Genomic DNA, 21,527 nt, shown 5'->3' with positions numbered 1-21,527 from the left:
GTTTATTCTTACAGATTTAGGCTCATTGCCCGCAGCGATCGCTGCTTACAAGCAACGGATGGGCATTGAAGAAATGTTCCGAGATTATAAAACAGTCGGCTACGATCTGGAAGGAACTAGCTTAAAAGGAAACCGACTGATTAACATAATTCTGCTCGCGACACTAGCCTACAGTTCGGCAATATTTGAAGGCACTGAAATCAGGAAAAAGCAGGTAGAAAAATATGTATGTCGGCGTCAAGAACCTAAAAAAAGATATCGAAGACGGAGTACATTTGGTGTGGGCTTAGATGGAGAAAAGTGGGTTAATTATCTCGAACAATATTCTTTGGAGGTGGAACAGTTAGTCAAGTTAACTCCAAATAAACGCCGCTTTTATCAACAAGGTATGCGGGCTGCAACCCTGATTCGGTCTATCTCCTAGGCCTCTTTGTCACCCCCCCAGGGGATTTATAGAGAATGTCGATGATTTTTTTGGTATGAACTCGGACTCGATTTTAAGATATTCAGATAAAAAAAGATGGGTAGATTTTATGACATCTGGGAATTCTGCTAATTTTTATGCAGTGCTGAAAAATTTTTATGAAGATTTAAAAGCCGAGTGGATATTGCAAGGAAATTTAGCGGAAGACTTTCAAGATAAAGGCTGTAAGTTTGTGATAATTTTGGACAACGCTAGTTTTCATAAAAAAGCAGAGACTTTGCAGAAAATAGCGTCAGAAATGCCGAATCTAATCATAGAGTTTTTGCCCAAATAGAGCCTCGGACTATAACCTAGTTGAATTAGTATGGCATTCCGCCAAGGAATATGTTGCCAATAGATTATTTGAATCCATTGAAAAACTAGAATCACTGTTACATAAACTTTTAAATGAAGGAGGACTAATTATAAAATGGAACCGAAAAATAAAAAATAAAGGTAACGCGAGTTAATGCAGTTTAGATGTCGAACAGCTTATTCTCAGTTTACGCCATAACCGCCTTGGCGGTTGCTATAATTCCGACCCCATCTTTTTTTAGCTCAAGTTGGGTAAATCCGCCAACCCTACGCGTTTTGACGGGGTTGTCACCCCGTCAGCCTTTTTCTACGTTACTCAGGCCCCAACCAGGAAATGTTGAATTTTTACCTTCCATGACGTTTTCTTTACACAAATTTTATTGATTTCCCTTGACAAGCATCTATCCAAAGACTTATCTTGAATATGTCCAGAGATAGATGACCCATGAATAAGCTGATGATAAGGGCTGGTAAACAGATTAAATTGAATCTACAGGGGGTAGTGGCTCGAAAAATCAGAGTATTACTGCTGCCAAGGCATTCAACAGCAGACGTATAGGTGCAATAGCAATGTCCGGCAAGAAATTTCGTGCCGAGCCACCTTTTTGAAAGGTGCTGAAAAATATGGGAGGACAGTGGGTGCAGTTAGCTCTCTTCCAAGTGAAAGCCAGAGCTCGACAAACACAACAGCAATAGCATAATTCCATGATTAACGCACAGTAAATCTAGTAGGAACCAGCGTGACAGAACGTGTAGGGAAATTAGCTGGTAAGGAAATCTAAATCAATGTCTCCCTTAGAGAGAAGGTGAGTAAATAGTAACTCATAACAAGCCTAAAAAGCCAGACAACCGGACGGGGGGATGAGTCTAAGGCGTACGTACAGTGAACCAAAGGATGAACGGGTAGCTGCTCCCGTGAAAGGCGACCGCAAAACGTCAAACGTCCCAGTAGTCATCAAGGCGGTTAGAACTAAAGGAGTGAAAAACACCTGTGAAAAACTTAATCAAGGAGATTTCAAAAGTGACTGACCCCGCTTGTTTTGACCGAAATCCTGATGTTGAGGTGTTGGGAATCTTACAAGCACCAATTCATCAAGTTTGGAAGATATTTAGACCATTTGGAAAAGATAACCTAGAATGGTGGAAAATCTACGAAACGATGGATATTCTTCCCCCTGGAAAGGATAAAGTCGGTAGTATCAGGCGATTCAAACTTAGTGTTCAACATAGTACGTTTGATGAATTGCTTGTAGCGAGGGATGATGAAAAATTCTCCGAACGATATGACTTTGTGCAAGTGGAACCCCAAATCCCTGGTTTAAAAACCATATCTACTTTTGTGGAATTTAGTCCTTTAGTCGATTCCATGACTGGGAAAGAAACTTTAACAAAAGTCAGATGGTTTTCATACACTGAGGCATCCCCACCGCAAGTAAAAGAGGCACTTATGAACGTACAACATAATGCTTATACTGATGCGATAAAGTATTTGAATAGTGCACTTAATTTGATTGGAGAATCTCAAACAATGAGTTTACCTAACTACGCTGAGCAATTGAGACATAATCCTACAAGCGTTGCTGATTTCATAGCGACTCTTGAGAAAATACTAAAACAGGTACTTACTGACGTTGTGGTCGAGCAGCAAGAAAAATGGGAATATCAGACATATGAAAAAAATGCGGAGTTGCCTGATGTCGATTTGACTAGACTTCCTCGGGCTGTTAAGGGACTTCCACGATCTGAGGCTCTAGACCCAACAAGAGCTGGTATGTTTTTTAAGCGACTAAATGAGGTTCTTTATACTGAGCTTGGCATACAAGAACGTCTTGCCAAGTCAGGTGATATTTACCAAGCTGTACAAGGTGGATACATTGGTGAAACCCCATACATCAATGAAAATTGGCGTAAAGATAGAGAGTTTGCCCGTCACTTCTTGAACGGTCTTAATCCTATGACAATCAAGGTTGTAGGAAGTATTGAGGAAGTTCCAGAAAATATGCGCGACCTTAGTTATAAAGGAAAGTCTCTACGTGATTTGCTCCTTGAAAAACGCCTATTAATAGTCGATCTTCCAGAACTGAAGAACGTTAAGCCGCACCAAGGTATGTATACATATCCTGCTACGGGGCTTATTGTGCAAGACTCTGAGGAAGGAGAGACTTTTGTGGACATGATAGGTATCCGACTAAATGATGATCTTCCGGTTTACACTCCGCAGTCCCCAACAAACCGCTGGATGCTCGCGAAACTGCACATGAAGAGTGCAGACAATCAGGTGATGCAATTTATTTGGCATCTCGGATTCGGCCATATTGGTGTCGAACCTTTTGCCGTTGCTTTTCACAATTCTTTTCCACCTAGCGTAGATCACCCAATCAGGGACTTGCTTGCACCTCATTTCAAGGACACCATTGGTATCAACTATGTGGCACGGCACACCCTGGTTTCAAATGTGATGCCGTTTACAGACAGCACGTTTTCCACTGGAACGGCTCAAGGTTTGGAGATTATGCTCAACGCATGGCTCAAATGGGATTTTGAGAAATCAAGTTTTCCTCAGCAACTTTCGGAACGTGGATTTGACCGCGAGCAATCAGAGGGCATTCAAGATTATTACTACCGTGAAGATGGCTTCAAGTTATGGGATATTTTTGGCGAGTACACAACCGACTTTGTAAATGCAGCATATCCTAATGACGATGATGTAGCCACTGACGCGATGATCAAGGGATGGGTTACAGAGATGAGAGACCCAAATAAGGCTGACATCCCCTCATTCCCTGAAAATATTTCCAGTAAAAAGCAATTAGCTTGGGTACTACAAAATATAATTTGGAAAACGAGTGCCGGACACGCCATATTAAACTTTGCTCAGTTTGACTATGGTGCTTATCTTCCTAATTACCCTATCGCAATGTTGGCACCAATGCCAGAGGGGGAAGATGAGATTTCTGATGAGTATGTGAAAGCTGCCTTGCCTCACACTATAAAGCGGATTTTATTCCAGCTTACCTCTGCTTATTTGCTCACGGATGCTTCACGTTTTCGCCTTGCAGGCCCTTTAGCGATCGCCCCTTTGGAGAAGAGATTTCCAGAAGTACAGCATCGTGCAAATCTTCGCTTCACAGCACTTTCAAGGGATATAAAAGTACGCAACATGAAGCTACAGGATGCAGGTAAACTTCCCTACCCCTATTTAGATCCTGAAAATGTACCCCCCAGTATTGACATTTAGTCCTGTTTTATTTTAGGAGATAGGCACAATGCCGTTTTCTTTTTCACAAGTAGAGGTTGATTATTTAGCTTCTGGCAAGCGCCTCTCGCGTACCAGTAATAACTTAACCTCGTTATCACCTGATGAATTTTGGTCAGCATTTGACGACGATTTAGCACTTTAACAAGCTTGAAGTGATCACCCATATCTTATGTTATAAACGGGAGACAATCAGCCCACTAATGGCATAGGATCAACAATAAGAATTGAGTACAAAGGCTCTCTTACCCGCGAAAGATTAGTTGTTTACGACTCGCAGAAACGAATTGGGAAAATTAATATCCCTGAAGCCAATTTTTTTTTTAGCTTCTATGAGCTTACCATCAGAGTTGCTCCGATGAGTGATGGTAGCCAAGGCTCAGAAGTAACGCTTAAACTTGACTTTGCTTTACAGGGACAAGAGGAAAAGGAGCGAACAAAGTTTCTGCAAATAATAGCCACCGCTCCTGAACGACGAGTTGAGGAATTTAATAACTTTATTCTTGAACGAGACGGTCTGCGTTGCTCCTTCGAGGTTGATGTATATTGTCCCGCCGAGCAATTATGGGCAATAATCCGCAATTGGGAAGGTAGATATTGGGTACAACATGCTATAGATGTTAGAATGATTCCTGTATCGGGAAGACGAGTATTTTTCCCTCACAATAAGGTTCTTGAATAAAACTTAATCTATGCCTCTGATGCGGAAAAAGTCCTAGTGTATGAAGTAACAAAAAGCGTAATGCCTGTCAGTCTCTATCGAGGGACAATCACGCTTTTAGAGAGAAATTCTCAATTGACCAAGGTACAGTATAATGTCTTTATTCCTCAAAAACTACCAAATCCTCAACAAGTAAAGGCAGAGATAGAACAGAGCTTCCAAGAGCGTTTTGCTTGGTTTCAGAATGAATTTGATACCAGCTCGTTTTCTTAAGGCCAACTGCCAACAAAATACCGAAATTGGCGAGGGCGCTATATAAACCGCCACTCATCACGTAATCCCAAAGCCGATCGAATGATTCGCTCATAAATTGGGAACCTTGTGCAGACTGATTGACAATTTGAGGAACTTAGTCTTGCACAGCCCCAACTAAGAGGGAAGTTTTCAATAAAAAACTTTGGGATAACATTTCCCTCTATAGTTCACATAAAACGACACCCACACCCGAAAAATTCTAAATGCCATGCCAATTGAAAAAGTACCTAATACTTCCTTGAATTACTACCTGATTGCCTTTGATAAGGATGGCAACGAACGCGATGAAGCTGATGGGAAGAAACTGAGCGAACAAATCTTCTCAGCACTAGCGAATGAGCCAATCACAGATGTATTCCTTATGAGCCACGGGTGGATGGGCGACATCCCCGCAGCGCGACAGCAGTACAACGACTGGATTGGCGCTATGGCTAAACAAACAGCCGATATTGAAAAAATCAAACAGGTGCGATCGGGATTTCGTCCCTTAATGATTGGGCTTCACTGGCCGAGCAAGCCTTGGGGCGATGAAGATTTGACAAGTTCGGTGTCCTTTGACGTGAACGACGAAGATCCAGTTGAGGGGTTAGTAGATGAATATGCCGATCGCATTGCTAACACTGAAGCAGCACGGCAAGCCCTGCAAACAATTCTCCGGGCGGCGAGCGAAGACAACACACTTGATAGCTTGCCACCAGAGGTACTCAACGCCTACCAGGTGTTGAACCAAGAGGCTGACTTGGGTAGTGAAGGTGAAGGTGCGGCACCGGGTTCGGATTGGGAAGGTTTCGATCCAGAAGCCATCTATGAAGCGAGTAAAGATGAACCAGTAAGTTTCAGCACCGACAGCAGCTCAGTCTGGGATAAGGTTTTAGACCCCCTGCGGGTACTGTCTTATTGGAAAATGAAAGACCGCGCTCGCAAAATCGGTGAGAACGCTGGTTTCAACTTGTTAAAAACACTGCAAGAGAACGCTGCTGAAACGGTGCGATTCCACCTGATGGGTCACAGCTTCGGATGCGTTGTTGTCTCTTCTATCCTCAATGGTCCGCAAGGGAAGGGTACGTTAGTCCGTCCAGTGGATTCTCTGGCGTTGGTACAAGGCGCTGTATCGCTCTGGTCTTACTGTGCAAAGATTTCACACGAACGCGATCGTCCTGGTTACTTTAATACAATCATTGCTCAAGGTAAAGTCGCAGGTCCGATCGTTACAACTCACTCGCAGTTCGACTATGCAGTCGGCAGGATGTACCCCCTAGCTGGAAAGACGGCCTTTAGCAGTGTGGACTTTGCCCCCGGTCAATTGCCTAAATATGGCGGAATTGGCAGCTTTGGTCTAGGTGGAGATGACCTGGCAGCGGAAAACATAAACATGCTCCCCTGCGATGCCTCGTATCACTTTCAACCGGGCAAAATTTACAACCTGGAAAGCAGCAAGTTTATTTGTGCGAACCTGGGAGGGCCAACAATGGGTGCCCATTCCGACATTGCCAAGCCGGAAGTCGCCCATGCTGTGTGGTCGGCAGCTTATCCCAGTTAACCGCCAGAGTTAGACTCAATTTTTTTGCCTGCGAGAACGGATAGAAACTCAGAAAGCCCTTGTTAAAAAAGCTTGTGGGGTTTCTATCTGATTCACTCAAAACTCAAATTGTGATTGTTCGCCCAACCAACCAGGAACCAAAAAGATGAACGAAGAAGACTTGCTATTTTTCAATGGAATTAATGGCTCGACGGGCGATTATTTGCTTCCCCCTCTGACCGCCGAGCAAGTATCTAGGATTGCCCAAGGCGAAGAGTTTGATCCAGAGGATCTAGAAGATATCAAGCTAAAAAAGCAACCCGATCATTTTGCTCCTATGGAGGGAGTAGACCCCAAAAACCTAGCTGAAACAGGTTGGGGAGTAATCTTTGCTTACAATGCCGATCCGGCAATCCGGGAGGCACTCAGCGAACTATTAGAGCATCGCAAAAGGCAAGCCACCCAGAAGAAAGAAAAATATTACCAGGAATATACCGGTGTCAGGGGTTATCGTCCGGGCGAGTCAAAAAATCAGTTTCTGTCGCGTCAGGGACTAGGGCCAGGTCCAGCCGATCCAGACAAAATGCCGTATTACCTGCTGATTGTTGGAGATCCAGTAACAATTCCCTACCGCTTTCAGTCCCAGCTCAGCGTTCAGTTTGCAGTGGGTCGCATTTACTTTGATACGCTACAGGAATACGCGCAGTACGCTCACAGTGTAGTAGAAGCTGAAACTAGCAATCTATCCCTATCCCCTAGCGCTGCCTTTTTCGGTGTGTGCAACCCAGGAGACGCTGCTACTAATCTCAGCACTCAAGACTTGATTCAGCCGCTGTCTGAATGGGTTGTCGAGGAACATCCTAACTGGGATGTAAAAACGATTCTTAAAGAAGAAGCAACCAAGGCCCGCCTTGGGCAACTGCTAGGAGGCAGCGAAACGCCTAGTTTGCTGTTTACTGCCAGCCACGGCATGGGCTTTAAAAATGGCGATCCGCGTCAGTTGCGCCACCAAGGCGCACTGCTGTGCCAAGACTGGCCAGGTAGCAAATGGGGACGACAACCAATTCCAGAAGATTTTTACTTTTCTGGGGACGATATTGGCGAGGACGCTCGCTTGCTGGGATTAATTGCTTTTCACTTTGCTTGCTATGGCGCAGGTTGCCCCCAACAGGATGAATTCGACGGTCACAAAAAATCCCTTTCTGAACGACCAGACATTGCGCCGTATCCCTTTCTTGCCCGCTTACCGCAAAAACTATTGAGCCATCCCAAGGGAGGTGCTCTCGCTGTAATTGGTCACGTCGATCGAGCATGGGGCTGTTCTTTCTCCTGGTCGGATATTCGCGGTTCTAGTGCCGATCGCCGGCAGATCGCAGTTTTTCAAAGTAGCGTGAAGCGTCTGCTGGAAGGGCATCCAGTAGGATCTGCAGTGGAGTATTTTGACGAGCGCTATGCCGAAATCTCCTCCGACCTCAGCTCTGAGCTAGAAGAGATTAAGTGGGGCGCGGTTCCCAATAATCAGAGTTTGGCTGGGATGTGGACAGCTAACAATGACGCCCGCAACTATGCGATTATCGGCGATCCAGCAGTGCGGCTCGTGGTCAGTAGTAGTAAAGATGCCAGCGCCGAGCGCCCCATTTTTAAAGAACCTGTAGTTGTCCGTTCTGCCCAGTCGGGACAGGGTTCGGCTCAGGAAACTCCAGAGCAAGTTGTTGATGAAGCTGCCCTCAAGCAGACTCAGACACAGTTAATAGCATCACTGGAGCAGTTTGTCAATACTGCTCAAAAGGCTTCAGTTGACAGCCCCGAAAGCCTGCAAACCGCAACGTCAATAGCTACCAATCTGTTGAATGTGTTGAAGGCATTGAGTTAACTGGGCGATCGCGCTTAAGTGAACGGCTGCCGGGACTGTTCCCGCGCAGCTTTCAGGTTGTTAGGGAGCGTGGAACAGCAGACTGCCGTCCTCGTTTTGGTTCGCATAGTGCTACTTGGGTAGATAAAGCTGAGTCTAAGATATGGAGTATACGAGTGATTTACCATCTATGTACAATCCAGTCACAAATTCAGAAGGTACCAGCACCGCGGCCAGAACTTTTCCTGTTTCAAAGGTATCTCCCACAACCATCCCCTTGCCTGAAATTCCTTACTATCGAGCAGTTGAAGAGTTTTTAGATAGACCAATCGAGGCTTGTTCTCGATATCGTGGGCAGTTGGTGACGAGTTATGGTTCGTATTATCATCCACTCATTGCGGCACTACATGCAGCTTTTTGCTTTCATCATCCAATTTGCCTTTCCCCTGACATAATTTGGCTAACCTTAACGCAGGGACTAGCACAGCACATTAACATGAATGCCGAAGAACTGCGTCATCACTTCGTGCAGCATTCGGGAAAGTTGAAGATTACGGTTTGTCGCGATGACTTTGTGAAGGGTTCGGCTGACAACCCTTGGGCAGAAGTTTTTGGGGATTTTTCCGAACAAATTCACCAACATATTGGCAAAGCACACGAGTTAATTGTGGCTAACTTCTCAACCACAGGCCCTATTGAACGTGCTGCCTCGGAAGTGGTATTGCTAGATGCAATGCAGTCTTACTTTGAGTACGAGCTAATGACCTTCTGTGGCATACCTACGATTAAGTTGGAGGGAACGGTAGAGGATTGGCGTTCTATTGCCCAGAGGGTGGAAGAGTTTGCTAGCTTTGGTTTGGAGTGGTGGGTTGAGCCGTTACTACCAATTCTCAAGGAATTTGTAGCGGCCGCTGAAGGCAGTGTTAATACCGAGTTTTGGGATTCTATTTACAAGTACCAAGGATCTGAGGGAAGTGGTTCGCCGTATATTACTGGATGGGTTGCTAGACTATTCCCCTACATTATGAATCATAAACCGAACTGGGAAGAAAGGTTGGAAGGCAAGACCACTAAGCCACCATATCTACGCAATCCCTGGTTAAATTTTGAGCTGTCACCAAAGATAGAAGCACGGGGTGCTTTTCCCAGCCTGCCGTCTAAGGCTCCATTCAAGTGGAATTACCTGGGGAATTTCTACGAAATGGAGTTTGTTGCTGGATTAATTGGTGTTAGTCAAGAACCAGAATCTCTGTGTCTGCGACCAGAAATTGGCTGGGTAGTAATGGAAGCAGAAAGGGAGGCATTCCCGACGAAGTGAATAAAGTATTTGTAGGGTGCGTGGAGACGCACCCTACAAAGGCTAAAGATTTAGCACACTCAGTGCGGAAGAACCGGGAGAAAGGGGTTGGGTAATAGAGGGGGAATATAAAAAACCGACCCTTGAGAGAGTAAAGAAAATTTTTTGCATATATAAAATACGGAGCTGTTTAACTTTGAACGCCTTTGAATTTGAGATTACTATCCTGCGTAAATCTCACGATTGCTGGCCGATTGTTGTCAGAATCAAACAACTCGATGGGCTAACCACTCACACTGAAGGCAACCTTCAATTGAGTGAGGATGACTGGAACAAGCTAATACAACACCAGGAAAACGAGAAGGAATATGGCAAACTACTGGGTCAAGCGCTCTTTCAAAATGAGGTGCGCGATGCCTTTATCCGTGCCTACAGCAAGAGTAGTCAAGACCGTCCTCTCAGAATTTTGCTCTCTATTGAAGTCGATCGCACAGACGAACTGAGAACTCTGCATTGGCAAAGACTATGTGCGCCGATTGATGCTAGCGGAGAGTTGAATCTTTTAGCTCGTGACCAGCGCGTGCCCTTTTCCCTCTACATCCCCACCATCATCGATCGCCGCTTTCCGCCAATTGGACGGCGGGACTTGCGGGCACTGGTGCTGGTAGCGAGTCCCTCTAATTTAGGGAAGTATAGCCTGGCTCCCTTTGATGAGAAAGAGGTCGTCAAGAGTGTGAAGTTAGCGCTTGGTGATATCGAGTGCAAATTCTTGGCAAATATTGACGATGAAGATGTGGTAGGTCCACCAACACTCGAAGAGCTCTCTAAGCAACTCACGGATGCAAAGAAGCCTTACACCTTACTGCATATGGTCTGCCACGGCGCGTTGATGAAGGACAACCAGCGAGATACCGTGCTGTTCTGGGCTACAGAAGATAACCAGGTGAAGACAGTATTGGGCAACGACTTGGTGGCGGAACTCAAAAATATTGGCGAACAGAAGGGTTTACCGCACTTGGCCTTCCTCTGCACCTGTGAGAGTGCCGACCCAAGAGCAGAAGGGGCATTAGGTGGACTAGGTCAGCGATTGGTAAGAAATCTGGGGATGCCTGCGGTGGTAGCCATGACCCGCAAGGTGACTGTGAAGACGGCTTTGACTCTCTCAAAGCGCTTTTACGAAAGGCTAAGAGAAAGCGGCGAAGTGGATTCGGCGATGCAGGAGGCAACTGCGGGATTGGGAGACCGCAGCGATATCACGGTGCCAGCCCTGTTCAGCCGCTTGGCAGGGCTGCCTTTGTTTAGCGATCGCCTGGAGGATCGGGAACTGACTGATGGTGAGATTGACTGCGGCATTGAGCAGTGCCGCCAACTGCTCCAAGAACGGGCTCCCAATGCCTCCGTGCTCAAAGATAAATTTGAGCAGCAAGTACGGATATTGCAAGAGCGACGCGGCTCAGAAATCCGTTCTGCTCGATTGGAACGGCAGCAGGCGCTCTACGAACTGAACATTCTGTGCAATCAAGTCCTAGAAATTAGCTTCGATGCCTTGGCGGCTTTAGGAAAGACCCCTCCACAGTATAAAGCGGAGTGTCCTTTCCCTGGGTTGTCTTCCTTCCGCGATCCCAAGTACCGGAAATTCTTCTTTGGACGAGATGAACTGATTAAAGAGCTACATCAGAAATTTAAAGAGGGTAACTTCTTAGCTGTATTCGGTGAATCGGGCAGTGGCAAGTCCTCGGTTGTACTAGCAGGGTTGATACCGAAGTTACAGCAGGAGAACCCAGAATTGCAGCTCGTGTACCTGAGACCTGGTAGCGCTCCTGTGGAACAACTACAGGTGAGTCAATCTCAGGTATCAGGCCAGCCTGCGGTGTTTGTTGTAGATCAATTTGAAGAATTATTTACCCTCTGCACCGATGAAGCTGAGCAACAAGACTTCATCGACCAGTTGTTGCAGCTTGTTCAGCAGCACAAAGTTGCGATCACAATCCGCTCGGATTTTCTGGGTGAGTGCAGTCGCTACTCTACTCTGAGGGAGCAGATTGAGAAAAGACAAAAGTTGGTTGGGCCGATGGAGCCGAGCGAACTAGGGATCGCTATGAAAAGGCAGGCAGACACAGCCGGGTTAGAGTTTGAAGAAGGTCTGAATAATGCGATTTTAGCAGAGGTGGAACAAGAACGAGGCAGGATGCCCTTACTGCAATATGCGCTGCAACATATATGGGAACGACGATGGGGGCGGTGGTTGTGCTATGAGGAATATGAAGACCTTGGGGGTGTCAACAAGGCAATAGCGACATCTGCGGATGCTTTCTACAGAGGGTTGTCATCCAACGACGAGCGAGAGCGAGTTAAGAATATCTTCGTCCGTTTAACCCGCTTAGATGAGAATGTCCAACCGGGAACGAAACGCCGGAACACGCGGCGACGAGTCAAGCTGGAAGAATTAGTGCCTATGGGGGAAGACCTGAATCAGACGAAGGAACTTGTCAAACGCTTGGCGGATGAAGGGATACGCCTGGTTGTGACCAGCCAAGACCTGGCGACAGGGGCACAAGAAGTGGAAGTCGCCCATGAAGCGTTAATTCAGCATTGGAATACTTTGCAAGAATGGTTGGAAAAAGACCGAACCAATTTGCAACTGCGGGAGAAGATATCTCAGGCAGCACTAGAGTGGAACCAGCACCTAGGAAAGGAAGAAGAGAGCTATTTGGTGCATCGAGGAGAACCTTTGGAGCAGGCTAAGGCGCTGAGTATACAAAGCTGGTTTTTTAACCAACTTGAGGCTAATTATGTCATTGCTTGCGTCGAGTTGCGCGATCGCCAACGCCAGGAAGAAGAAGCACGTCAAAAGCGGGAATTAGAACAGGAAAGAAAAGCTCTGAAAGCTGCTCAATCGAGGAATAGAGTTGCAGCCATCTCCCTTGTAGGGCTAGCTGGATTGACTCTCTTTGCCTTCTATCAGGGAAATGAAGCTCAAAAACAGAAAAATGAAGCTCAGAAAAATGCTCGAGAAGCAGCACGAGAGAGTGTTAATGCCCTCGTTCAAACCTCTGAAGCTAACTTACTTTCCAATAGGCAGCTTGAAGCTGTGGTTGCTGCTGTAGAGGCAGGTAAAAAACTTAAACAGGCTCACTTAGAAAATACTATCGAAAATCACACCGTGAGTGCGGCACTACAGAGGGTAATTGACAACGTGCAAGAACGTAACCGCTTGGCAAGCAATCAGGTCTATAGCGTCAGTTTCAGTCCCGATGGCAAAACCTTGGCTTCCGGTAGTTATGACAACACCATTAAACTCTGGGATGTGGCGACTGGTAAACAAAATACTACCCTTAAGGGGCATACCGGTGGGGTTATGAGCGTCAGTTTCAGTCCCGATGGCAAAACCTTGGCTTCCGCTAGTAATGACAACACCATCAAACTCTGGGATGTGGCGACTGGTAAACAAAACACTACCCTTAAGGGGCATAGCGCTGAGGTCTATAGCGTCAGCTTCAGTCCAGATAGCAAAACCTTGGCTTCCGCTAGTAATGACAACACCATCAAACTCTGGGATGTGGCGACTGGTAAACAAAATACTACCCTTAAGGGGCATAGCGCTGAGGTCATGAGCGTCAGCTTCAGTCCAGATAGCAAAACCTTGGCTTCCGCTAGTAATGACAACACCATCAAAATCTGGGATGTGGCGACTGGTAAACAAAATACTACCCTTAAGGGGCATAGCGCTGAGGTGTATAGCATCAGTTTCAGTTCCGATGGCAAAACCTTGGCTTCTGCTAGTTGGGACAGAACCATCAAACTCTGGGATGTGGCGACTGGTAAAGCACGCATTACCCTCTCCGGACATAGCGCTGGGGTCAATAGCGTCAGTTTCAGTTCAGATGGCAAAACCTTGGCTTCCAGTAGTTATGACAACACCATCAAACTCTGGGATGTGGCGACTGGTAAACAAAATACTACCCTCTCCGGGCATAGCGCTGAGGTCTATAGTGTCAGTTTCAGTTTAGATGGCAAAACCTTGGCTTCCGGTAGTTTTGACAACACCATCAAACTCTGGGATGTGGCGACTGGTCAAGAAAAAACTACCCTTAAGGGGCATAGCGCTGAGGTCATGAGCGTCAGTTTCAGTCCAGATAGCAAAACCTTGGCTTCCGCTAGTTGGGACGAAACCATCAAACTTTGGGATGTGGCGACTGGTAAACAAAAGACTACCCTTAAGGGGTATAGCTCTGAGGTGTATAGCGTCAGTTTCAGTTCAGATGGCAAAACCTTGGCTTCCGCTAGTTGGGACGAAACCATCAAACTCTGGGATGTGGCGACTGGTAAACAAAAAACCACCCTTAAGGGGTATAGCGCTGGGGTCAATAGCGTCAGTTTCAGTCCCGATGGCAAAACCTTGGCTTCCGCTAGTAATGACAACACCATCAAACTCTGGGATGTGGCGACTGGTCAAGAAAAGACTACTCTTAAGGGGCATAGCGCTGAGGTCTATAGCGTCAGTTTCAGTCCCGATGGCAAAACCTTAGCTTCTGCTAGTAATGACAAAACCATCAAACTCTGGGATGTGGCGACTGATAAAGCACGCATTACCCTCTCCAGGCATAGCGGTGGGGTCTACAGCCTCAGTTTCAGTCCCGATGGCAAAACCTTGGCTTCCGGTAGTTTTGACAACACCATCAAACTCTGGGATGTGGCGACTGGTCAAGAAAAGACTACCCTTAAGGGGCATAGCGGTGGGGTCATGAGCGTCAGTTTCAGCCCCGATGGCAAAACTTTGTGTTCTGGTAGTTATGACAACACCATCAAACTCTGGGATTTGGAGTCGTCAGATGATATAGACGAGCTAATCAGCCGTAATTGCGATCGCATAGGCGCTTATCTCCAGACAAATGCCCCCGTTGGCGATCGCGATGTCTGCGATAACATTAGCCCTAAAAAGTGGTAATACCATCACAAAGATGGCGATCGCGATCGCTGAGCTCGGCGCTAGGGTTCTTCAGGTAGTCGCGCACCCAATCGCAATTCATTGCCAGGAGTTCATCCAGTCCGCCAATTTGCCACAGGCGGGGGGTGCCGTCTTCTCCAGCAGTGACTAAGAGCTTGCCATCCGGGCTAAAAGCTACGCTAATGCTTTGAGATACTTCGAGTTTAGCCAACTCATTGCCTTGGGTATCCAACAGGTGAGTGCTGTTATCGCCACCGATAGCCAGGTGCTTGCCATCTGGGCTGAACTTTATGTCACTGACGGGGCCTTGATCCCCTCGGAATTCAGAAAACCCCGGAGTGTCTTTAGTGTCTTTAGGGTTCCACAGACGGGTGATGTTGTCACCTGTTGTAGCCAGAAGCTTGCCATCTAGGCTGAACTCTATCCTACTGACCCCGATAGTGGACATGGATTTAGGTTTATACGCTTGAAATTTCTTCAACTTATTATTGCCTTCGGTGTCCCCCAGGTAGACGCTGCCCTCAGCACAACCGATAGCGAGTTGCTTGCCATCTGGACTCAAGGTCGCGCTACTGACTATTGAGCAATCATTCCCTTGGAGTAAAGTTGACTGTTTGCTGAAGCTATCCCACAGGCGAGCGGTGCCGTTATTTTCTTCAACAACCAGTAGCTTACCATCTGGGCTAAACACCATGCCCTTGACCGAGCCATCTCTACCCTCTTTGATTGGGGTTGACTGCTTGCTAAAGACATCCCACTGGAGAATGGTGCTATTACTTCCAATGGTGGCTAGCTTCTTACCATCTGGGCTAAACACCATTTTATCGACCGAGCCATCTATACCCTCTTTGAGTGGGGTTGACTGCTTGCTGGAGATATCCCACAGAAGAACGCCGTCATCGCCACCGCTAGCTAGTTGATTGCTCTTCGGTATGAAGGCCACGCTATTGACCTTACCTTTAAGCCCTTGGAATACAGCCAACTGCTTATCGGAAAGATCCCATAGCAGAGCAGTGCCGTCATTTCCACCAGTGACCAGCTTCTGTCCATCCGGGCTGAAAGCTGCACTATTAACTTGACCTTTCCCTCTAAGTAAAGTCAAGTGATCGCCAGAGATATCCCATAGGTGAGCGGGAGCAGTGCTGTTACTTGTAAAGGTGATCAACTTCCGTCCATCCGGGCTAAACACCACGTTATCGACTGATTTATCTCCATCCTGTATATACAGTGAGGTTTGCTTTTTGCTGGAGATATCCCACAGATCAGCAGTGCTATTACTTCCAATGACGACTAGCTTTTTACCATCCGGGCTGAACACCATGTCCTTGACATCGCCATCTCTACCCTCTTTGAGTAGGGTTGACTGCTTGCTGGAGATATCCCACAGAAGAACGCCGTCATCCCCACCGCTAGCTAGTTGATTGCTCTTTGGTCTGAAGGCCACGCTATTGACGTTGCCTTTATGCCCCTGGAATACATCCAACTGATTGCCTTTGGTATCCCACAAACGAACGGTGCTGTCATTTCCAGCAGTGACTAGCTTCTGGCCATCCGGGCTGAAGGCCACATTATTGACGTTGCCTTTATGCCCCCCTTGGAGTTCGTGCAACTGATTGCCTTTGGTGTCCCACAAACGAACGGTACTACCATTTTTGTCCTCTCCAACAGTCGCCAGTTGTTTGCCATCCGGGCTTAAGACCACCTCATCTATTCTGCCACCATCTCCAAGTGCGATCGACTGCTTGCTAGAGAGATTCCACAAGCGCACACCGCCTACCTCCTGGACGACCAAGAGCTTGCCATCTGAAGTGAAAGCCACGTTGGAGAAATTTGTACCTTCTTCAAGCTGTTCGTTCAACTGCTTACCGGAAATATCCCAGAGACGAACAATGCCATGATCTCTACTCGTGGCAATCTTGCCATCCTTACTAAAGGCCACATTGACCTTGCCTTGATCGCTCTCTATACGGTTAACCTCCTGCCCTGCATAAATTGTCTTGAGCAACTTGTCCACCACTTGATTCCTTAAGTTAGTCTCTGGCCAAAATATTTGCCACTTTGAATTTTTGAGTTCTTTCGCTGCCCGTAAACTGCCTATCCTTGCATCCAATGTTTGATTGGAAGCCAAGCGGGCTTCAGCGGATTCTAAAAAAGCCTCAATTTGCTGAATTTCTGCTTTGCGCCACTGAAATCCAGCAAAAATGGCAAATCCACCCAAGACAAAAGCGGCGCTCACAGCCGCCATGAGCAGGCGCTGTTTGCGCTGTTCCTCAAGCTGGCGTCGTCGCTGGCGCAACTGGACACAAGCCAAAACATATTCCGCCTCAAGTTGGTTGAGATGCACAAATTTGGGGTGCTTCCACAACACCTCTGCATCTTCTAACCGTCCCCCCTGATGGATGAGATAAATGTCTTTGTCTGGTTGCTCTTGGTGCTGCTGCCACTCCTCTGCCGCCTGATTGATGGTTTCTCGCAATAGCAAATCATTGCGGTTCTGATTCAACCAATTTTGTAACGTCGGCCAGTAGCGGATTAAAGCTTCATGGGCAACTTCCACCTCTTCCTTCCCCGTAGCTTCGTTGCGACTGGTAACTACAAGCCGCACCCCTCCCCCAGCCAACTGCTGCACCAATTTCCTTGTCACAGGTAGATCGTCGCCTGTTGGCACCAAATCCTCTAACTCCACTCGTCGGCGCGTATCCCGTCGCTTCTCCCCTGGTACGGCACTGGCATCCAAGCGGGTTAAGCGCAAGAAGATATTCTGGACTTGTTCTTGCTCAGCAACTGACAAGCTATTGTAGAAATCATCGGCAGTCTTAGCTATTGCCTTTTGGACTCCACCGATGGCTTGGTACTCCTCATCGCACAGCCAGCGTCCGCGCCGCCGTTTCCACAGTTCCTGCAAAGCATATTGCAGCAGCGGCATCGCCCCTGGCTCCCCCTGCACATCATTGAGAATCGCGTGACTCAAGCCAGCTTCAAAGCGCAGTCCCCCCCTGTCTGCCTGCATCTTCATTGCTGTAATCAGTTCTGCAGGTTCCATCGGCCCGACCAATTTTTGTCGGGTTTCAATCCGCTTTCTCAGTTCGGGGTAAAAGGTACACTCTCCCAAAAAGTCTGCGCGCATGGTGATTACGACTTTCCGCCGCTCGGCAAAGTTTAATAACTTTTCGATGAATTCGACCCGCTCGGCTTTATCTTCACAGAGAGTGAATACTTCTTCAAATTGGTCTACCACCAATATTGAATGCTGCTCTGATACCTTCAATAATCTTTCTAATCGTCTTTTGAGCTGCCTCAGTGGCTCCTTTCCAGGCGTCATGTAAGCCCACTGAAGGCTTAAGTCCTCCTCTTTGAGCTTAGGAATCAGCCCAGCTAGTACCACCGATGACTTGCCACTGCCCGAAGTGCCGATTACGGCTAAGAAATTGTCCTTCGCCAGTTCCTTTTGTAAATCTCTAATCAGCTCATCGCGCCCAAAGAAGAACTTGTGGTATTTTTTCTCAGCAAAGGAAGACAGTCCAGGAAACGGACACTCAGCCTTGTATTCTGGTGGTTGCTTACCCAAGGCTGCTAGAGCGTCGAAACTGAGTTCGATTACTTGCTCGCAGAGGTTGTTGAGTTCTACTATTGCCTGATGACGGTCTTCGCGGGCCGTGCGTGAGTCGGCTCCCCGTGTATTTTTCAGCGTCTTTACCTGCGTTTCAAACCTCTGCTTGAGTACGGAGGCATGAGGTGCTCGTTCTTGGAGGAGCTGCTGCAGCTTTTCAATACCATACTCGATTTCCTCGTCGGTTAAATCCCGATCGTCAAGGCGATCGCTAAATAAAGGACGCCCACCCAAGCGACTAAACAGAGCCGGAACAGCAATATCATGCCGCTTTCCCAATCCGGCCGTTGCCTCTTGGAGCGCCGTGTCTACCTCTCCGGACTCTCTGAGGCGTCGGTAAAAGCTCTGTCCTAAAGCCAAGCCTGTCTCTACGCTCACCTTGCGCGTCATCGCTACTACAGCAGGCATCCCCAAATTTCTGACCAATCTTTGCCCTAATCCACCTAATCCTACTTCTGCTCTGGGGTCGGCACTCTCGCAAGTACACAGGAAGGTAAAGTGAGGTAAGCTCCTTTGATAATTACCGATGTTTTTAAGTTCTGAGAGTAATTCTTCCCCTGTCACTGGCTGAACTTGGTTATCGGCGTTTGCCCAGTACAGAACTGTTTCTCCGTTATCCAGCAGTTTGCCGTGGGCGACAAAGTGCAGCATGGTGTATGGCTTCTTGGCGTTAGTCAGTTGCTTTGACAGTTCTTGTAGGGTTGGGGGTCCTATAGCCCCTGCAACATCATTTGCCAATATTTCGTAAGGAATTTCGCCAAGCGCTTCCTTGACTCCAGATAAGACAGCTTCAACGTCAAAAGGTGCTAATTGAAACTTACCGATATTAGACGGACTCGCTACCAGCACCAGTGCCCGCAAGTCACGCCGTCCAATGGGGGGAAAGCGGCGATCTATAATGGTGGGAATGTATAGGGAAAAGGGCACGCGCTGGTCGCGAGCTAAAAGATGCCAACTTCCATCGGCATCAATCGGAGCGCACAGCCTTTCCCAATGTAAGGTTTTGATAGGGTCATTGTCAGCCGCTTCGATCGACAGCAAAATCCGTAACACGGAGTCCTGACTACTCTTGGATAGGGCACGAACAAAGGTATCGTATACAGCCCCTCGAAACAGAGCTTTGCCAAGATGGGTGCCGTATTCCCTCTCGTTTTCTTGCTGTTGAGTGAGTTTGTTCAAGTCATCCTGATTGAGTTCGAGAGTTTCTTTTGAATGGATGGTTAGTCCGTCCGGTTGCTTGCACCGAACAACAATGGGCCAGCTACTATCGCCTGATTTGCTCTGGATGGTAATCTCAAACTCAAAGACGTTCATGCGTCATTTCCTCTCATTATTTCTGGCTCTGCATATATCAAACAACAAATAATCTGCCGTTATCACAACTAATTATAACGTAAATATAAAACTGCTCGAATCTAATCATGGAAGGGCAGAAGAACATACATCTTTAATTGATTGTTTTATGTTAACAGGAGTTAAACAAATTTAAAGCCAAAACCACGCAAAAAGTGGCTTTATATGTAGTAAATACGTCCATATTTTATTGTAGTCAGCGCACAAATCTATAAGATATAGCTGTTGTCAAAGCTGACAAAGCAGAGCGTAAATGTCTCTATAGCCTTTCTCAAATAGATGAGGTCTAATAACAGCAGTGGGTAAACCACAATACAGAGGTCTGGTTCGCCAAGAGAGATCGAATGCCATTACCCCGAACCCTTAGACAATGGTTTATATGTTCTCGTACTCTGACAACAAAAAATATCTTTAACCTTTGACAATACATTTTTGGGAGACCAAAAAATGCATAACACGGGGGGGGATATTAATAGTCCACCGCATTTTGAATGACTTGTTTTATTTCTTTACCATTATGAATACTATATATAGTTTTCCCTTATTACAATACTCCGGACAGTTTTTCAAGACGGATGCTATGGCTTCGGCAAGCAACGCTTACGCAATAAATCACAGAAGCGAAAAAAGTGAGTGCAATCTGAACCAAAAATGAACAGAAAAAAAGGCGCTCTTTTAGGTTAAGCTATAAAAACACACAAGCTCAACAGATTGCCTTATGAAGATTATTGAATCCATCTTACAACAAATGCCAGGGATTAGTCAACCCCAAAAGAAGTTTTTAATCACTTTATTCTCAACTATTTTGCTGGTTTATGGTAAAGTCAACTTCACGAATCTAAGTCGTTATAGTTCTTTGAGCGAAAAAACCTACCGTCGTCACTTTCTCAAAACTTTTAATTTTCCACAATTTAATCAATATTTCCTCGAATCTGCCTTAAATCCTGAACACAGAGTCATTGCTGTTATTGATTGTTCTTTTGTCAGAAAAAGTGGCAAAAAAACTGACGGTAAAGCTTATTTTTATAATGGTGTAGCTGGTAAATCGGAACAGGGGTTGGAAATTTCTGTGATTTCTATTGTCGAAATTGAGAGTTGTTTATCTTATAGCTTAAGCGTACAGCAGACTCCATCACGCCCTCAAATAAAGTCGGTGAAAAAACTGCCACAAAATCCGAAGAATTGCTGGTCTAAGAAATCTCGCAAAAAACCGGAGCCTCAAAGCTCAACGCCTGACATCACAAGAGTTGATGACTATGCCCAACATCTAAAGAATACTCGTTGTTACTTCCCAACTTCTGTACGTTATTTGGTGGCTGATGGCTATTACTATCGCTCTAAATTCTGGGATGCTGTGCGGGACTTAAATTTAGACTTTATTGGCAAGTTAAGAGTTGATGCTAACTTACGCTATCTCTATAGAGGTGAACAAAATAAACTGGGAGCTCCACGTAAATATGATGGTAAGGTTGACTGCCATGATTTGAGTCGTCTTAATTTTGTTAAATATCTAAAGCCGGGAGTTTCATTATATACATTAGTTGTGTGGAGTTGTTGTTTAAATTGCCAAATTACTTTGGCTTGTATCTCTGAGGTTCAAGCCAACGGAAAAATTAAAAATGCTTTATTATTTAGCACTGATATTCACTTGCCACCTGAGCAAATTGTTGAATATTATCAGGCTCGCTTCCAGATTGAATTTATTTTTCGTGATGCCAAGCAATTTACGGGATTGTCTGATTGTCAAGCTCGTCATTTACCACGGCTTGATTTTCATTTTAATGCCAGTCTTATTGCCTTAAATTTAGCCAAACATCAACTCTCTAGTTGTCATTCATCTGCCAAGTCGTTTGTGTTTTCAATGGCCTCTTATAAACGTCTGGAATAAAATCGCGCATCTACTTTGTACCTTTATTGATAAGTTAGATTTAGACCGGG

10 protein-coding genes and 1 pseudogene are annotated in these 21,527 nt (G+C 46.3%); 9 read left to right on the top strand and 2 right to left on the bottom strand.

Annotated elements, in window-relative coordinates:
- From QUA99_RS22725 to QUA99_RS22710, 4 genes and pseudogenes are all read left to right on the top strand, one after another.
- Positions 1–424 (top strand): annotated as a pseudogene (locus QUA99_RS22725) (IS4 family transposase); the annotation flags it as partial.
- A gap of 109 nt (positions 425–533) precedes the next feature.
- Positions 534–758 carry a hypothetical protein gene (locus QUA99_RS22720; protein ID WP_333241165.1) on the top strand — a complete coding sequence of 75 codons (225 nt, stop codon included), beginning with the start codon at positions 534–536 and terminating at the stop codon, positions 756–758.
- Positions 759–1,769: 1,011 nt separating this feature from the next.
- Positions 1,770–4,016, top strand: coding sequence for a lipoxygenase family protein (locus QUA99_RS22715; RefSeq protein WP_333241163.1), 2,247 nt, complete (start codon positions 1,770–1,772; stop codon positions 4,014–4,016).
- 376 nt (positions 4,017–4,392) lie between these two features.
- Positions 4,393–4,716, top strand: coding sequence for a hypothetical protein (locus tag QUA99_RS22710; protein WP_333241162.1), 324 nt, complete (start codon positions 4,393–4,395; stop codon positions 4,714–4,716).
- A gap of 139 nt (positions 4,717–4,855) precedes the next feature.
- Here the strand turns inward: QUA99_RS22710 and QUA99_RS22705 are convergent, their stop codons facing one another.
- The gene (locus QUA99_RS22705) at positions 4,856–5,062 is read right to left on the bottom strand and encodes a hypothetical protein (RefSeq protein ID WP_333241160.1); all 207 of its coding nucleotides are present in this window, start codon (positions 5,060–5,062) and stop codon (positions 4,856–4,858) included.
- Between the two features lie 156 nt (positions 5,063–5,218).
- Here QUA99_RS22705 and QUA99_RS22700 point away from each other — a divergent pair, with 156 nt between their 5' ends.
- The 4 genes from QUA99_RS22700 to QUA99_RS22685 all read left to right on the top strand — a co-directional run bounded on the left by QUA99_RS22700 (position 5,219) and on the right by QUA99_RS22685 (position 14,626).
- A complete protein-coding gene (locus QUA99_RS22700; protein WP_333241158.1) occupies positions 5,219–6,550 on the top strand; it encodes a hypothetical protein in 1,332 nt (443 codons plus the stop codon).
- Between the two features lie 145 nt (positions 6,551–6,695).
- Positions 6,696–8,402 carry a hypothetical protein gene (locus QUA99_RS22695; RefSeq protein WP_333241157.1) on the top strand — a complete coding sequence of 569 codons (1,707 nt, stop codon included), beginning with the start codon at positions 6,696–6,698 and terminating at the stop codon, positions 8,400–8,402.
- 142 nt (positions 8,403–8,544) lie between these two features.
- Positions 8,545–9,699 carry a DUF4419 domain-containing protein gene (locus QUA99_RS22690; protein ID WP_333241155.1) on the top strand — a complete coding sequence of 385 codons (1,155 nt, stop codon included), beginning with the start codon at positions 8,545–8,547 and terminating at the stop codon, positions 9,697–9,699.
- 175 nt (positions 9,700–9,874) lie between these two features.
- Complete coding sequence (locus tag QUA99_RS22685) at positions 9,875–14,626, top strand: nSTAND1 domain-containing NTPase (RefSeq protein ID WP_333241153.1); 4,752 nt, start codon at positions 9,875–9,877, stop codon at positions 14,624–14,626.
- On the opposite strand, the gene QUA99_RS22680 is transcribed toward QUA99_RS22685, so the two are convergent.
- On the bottom strand, positions 14,613–19,550 hold the full coding sequence (locus QUA99_RS22680) for an nSTAND1 domain-containing NTPase (RefSeq protein WP_333241152.1): 4,938 nt from the start codon (positions 19,548–19,550) through the stop codon (positions 14,613–14,615). The two genes, QUA99_RS22685 and QUA99_RS22680, sit on opposite strands and share 14 nt — an antisense overlap.
- Before the next feature lie 757 nt (positions 19,551–20,307).
- Here QUA99_RS22680 and QUA99_RS22675 point away from each other — a divergent pair.
- A complete protein-coding gene (locus QUA99_RS22675) occupies positions 20,308–21,477 on the top strand; it encodes a transposase (RefSeq protein ID WP_333241150.1) in 1,170 nt (389 codons plus the stop codon).
- Positions 21,478–21,527 lie beyond the last annotated feature (50 nt).

Origin of the sequence: Microcoleus sp. F10-B2 (assembly GCF_036704965.1) — a bacterium.
Classification (GTDB): domain Bacteria; phylum Cyanobacteriota; class Cyanobacteriia; order Cyanobacteriales; family Microcoleaceae; genus Microcoleus.
The sequence above is the reverse complement of the archived record's forward strand: the minus strand, read 5'-3'. Positions and strand labels throughout refer to the sequence as shown.

Bases quoted from the DNA above. Each gene is read 5' to 3' on its own strand.
- QUA99_RS22680 (WP_333241152.1), bottom strand. From the start codon at position 19,550: ATGAACGTCTTTGAGTTTGAGATTACCATCCAGAGCAAATCAGGCGAT.
- QUA99_RS22705 (WP_333241160.1), bottom strand. From the start codon at position 5,062: ATGAGCGAATCATTCGATCGGCTTTGGGATTACGTGATGAGTGGCGGT.
- QUA99_RS22720 (WP_333241165.1), top strand. From the start codon at position 534: ATGACATCTGGGAATTCTGCTAATTTTTATGCAGTGCTGAAAAATTTT.
- QUA99_RS22700 (WP_333241158.1), top strand. From the start codon at position 5,219: ATGCCAATTGAAAAAGTACCTAATACTTCCTTGAATTACTACCTGATT.
- QUA99_RS22710 (WP_333241162.1), top strand. From the start codon at position 4,393: ATGAGTGATGGTAGCCAAGGCTCAGAAGTAACGCTTAAACTTGACTTT.
- QUA99_RS22675 (WP_333241150.1), top strand. From the start codon at position 20,308: ATGAAGATTATTGAATCCATCTTACAACAAATGCCAGGGATTAGTCAA.
- QUA99_RS22690 (WP_333241155.1), top strand. From the start codon at position 8,545: ATGGAGTATACGAGTGATTTACCATCTATGTACAATCCAGTCACAAAT.
- QUA99_RS22695 (WP_333241157.1), top strand. From the start codon at position 6,696: ATGAACGAAGAAGACTTGCTATTTTTCAATGGAATTAATGGCTCGACG.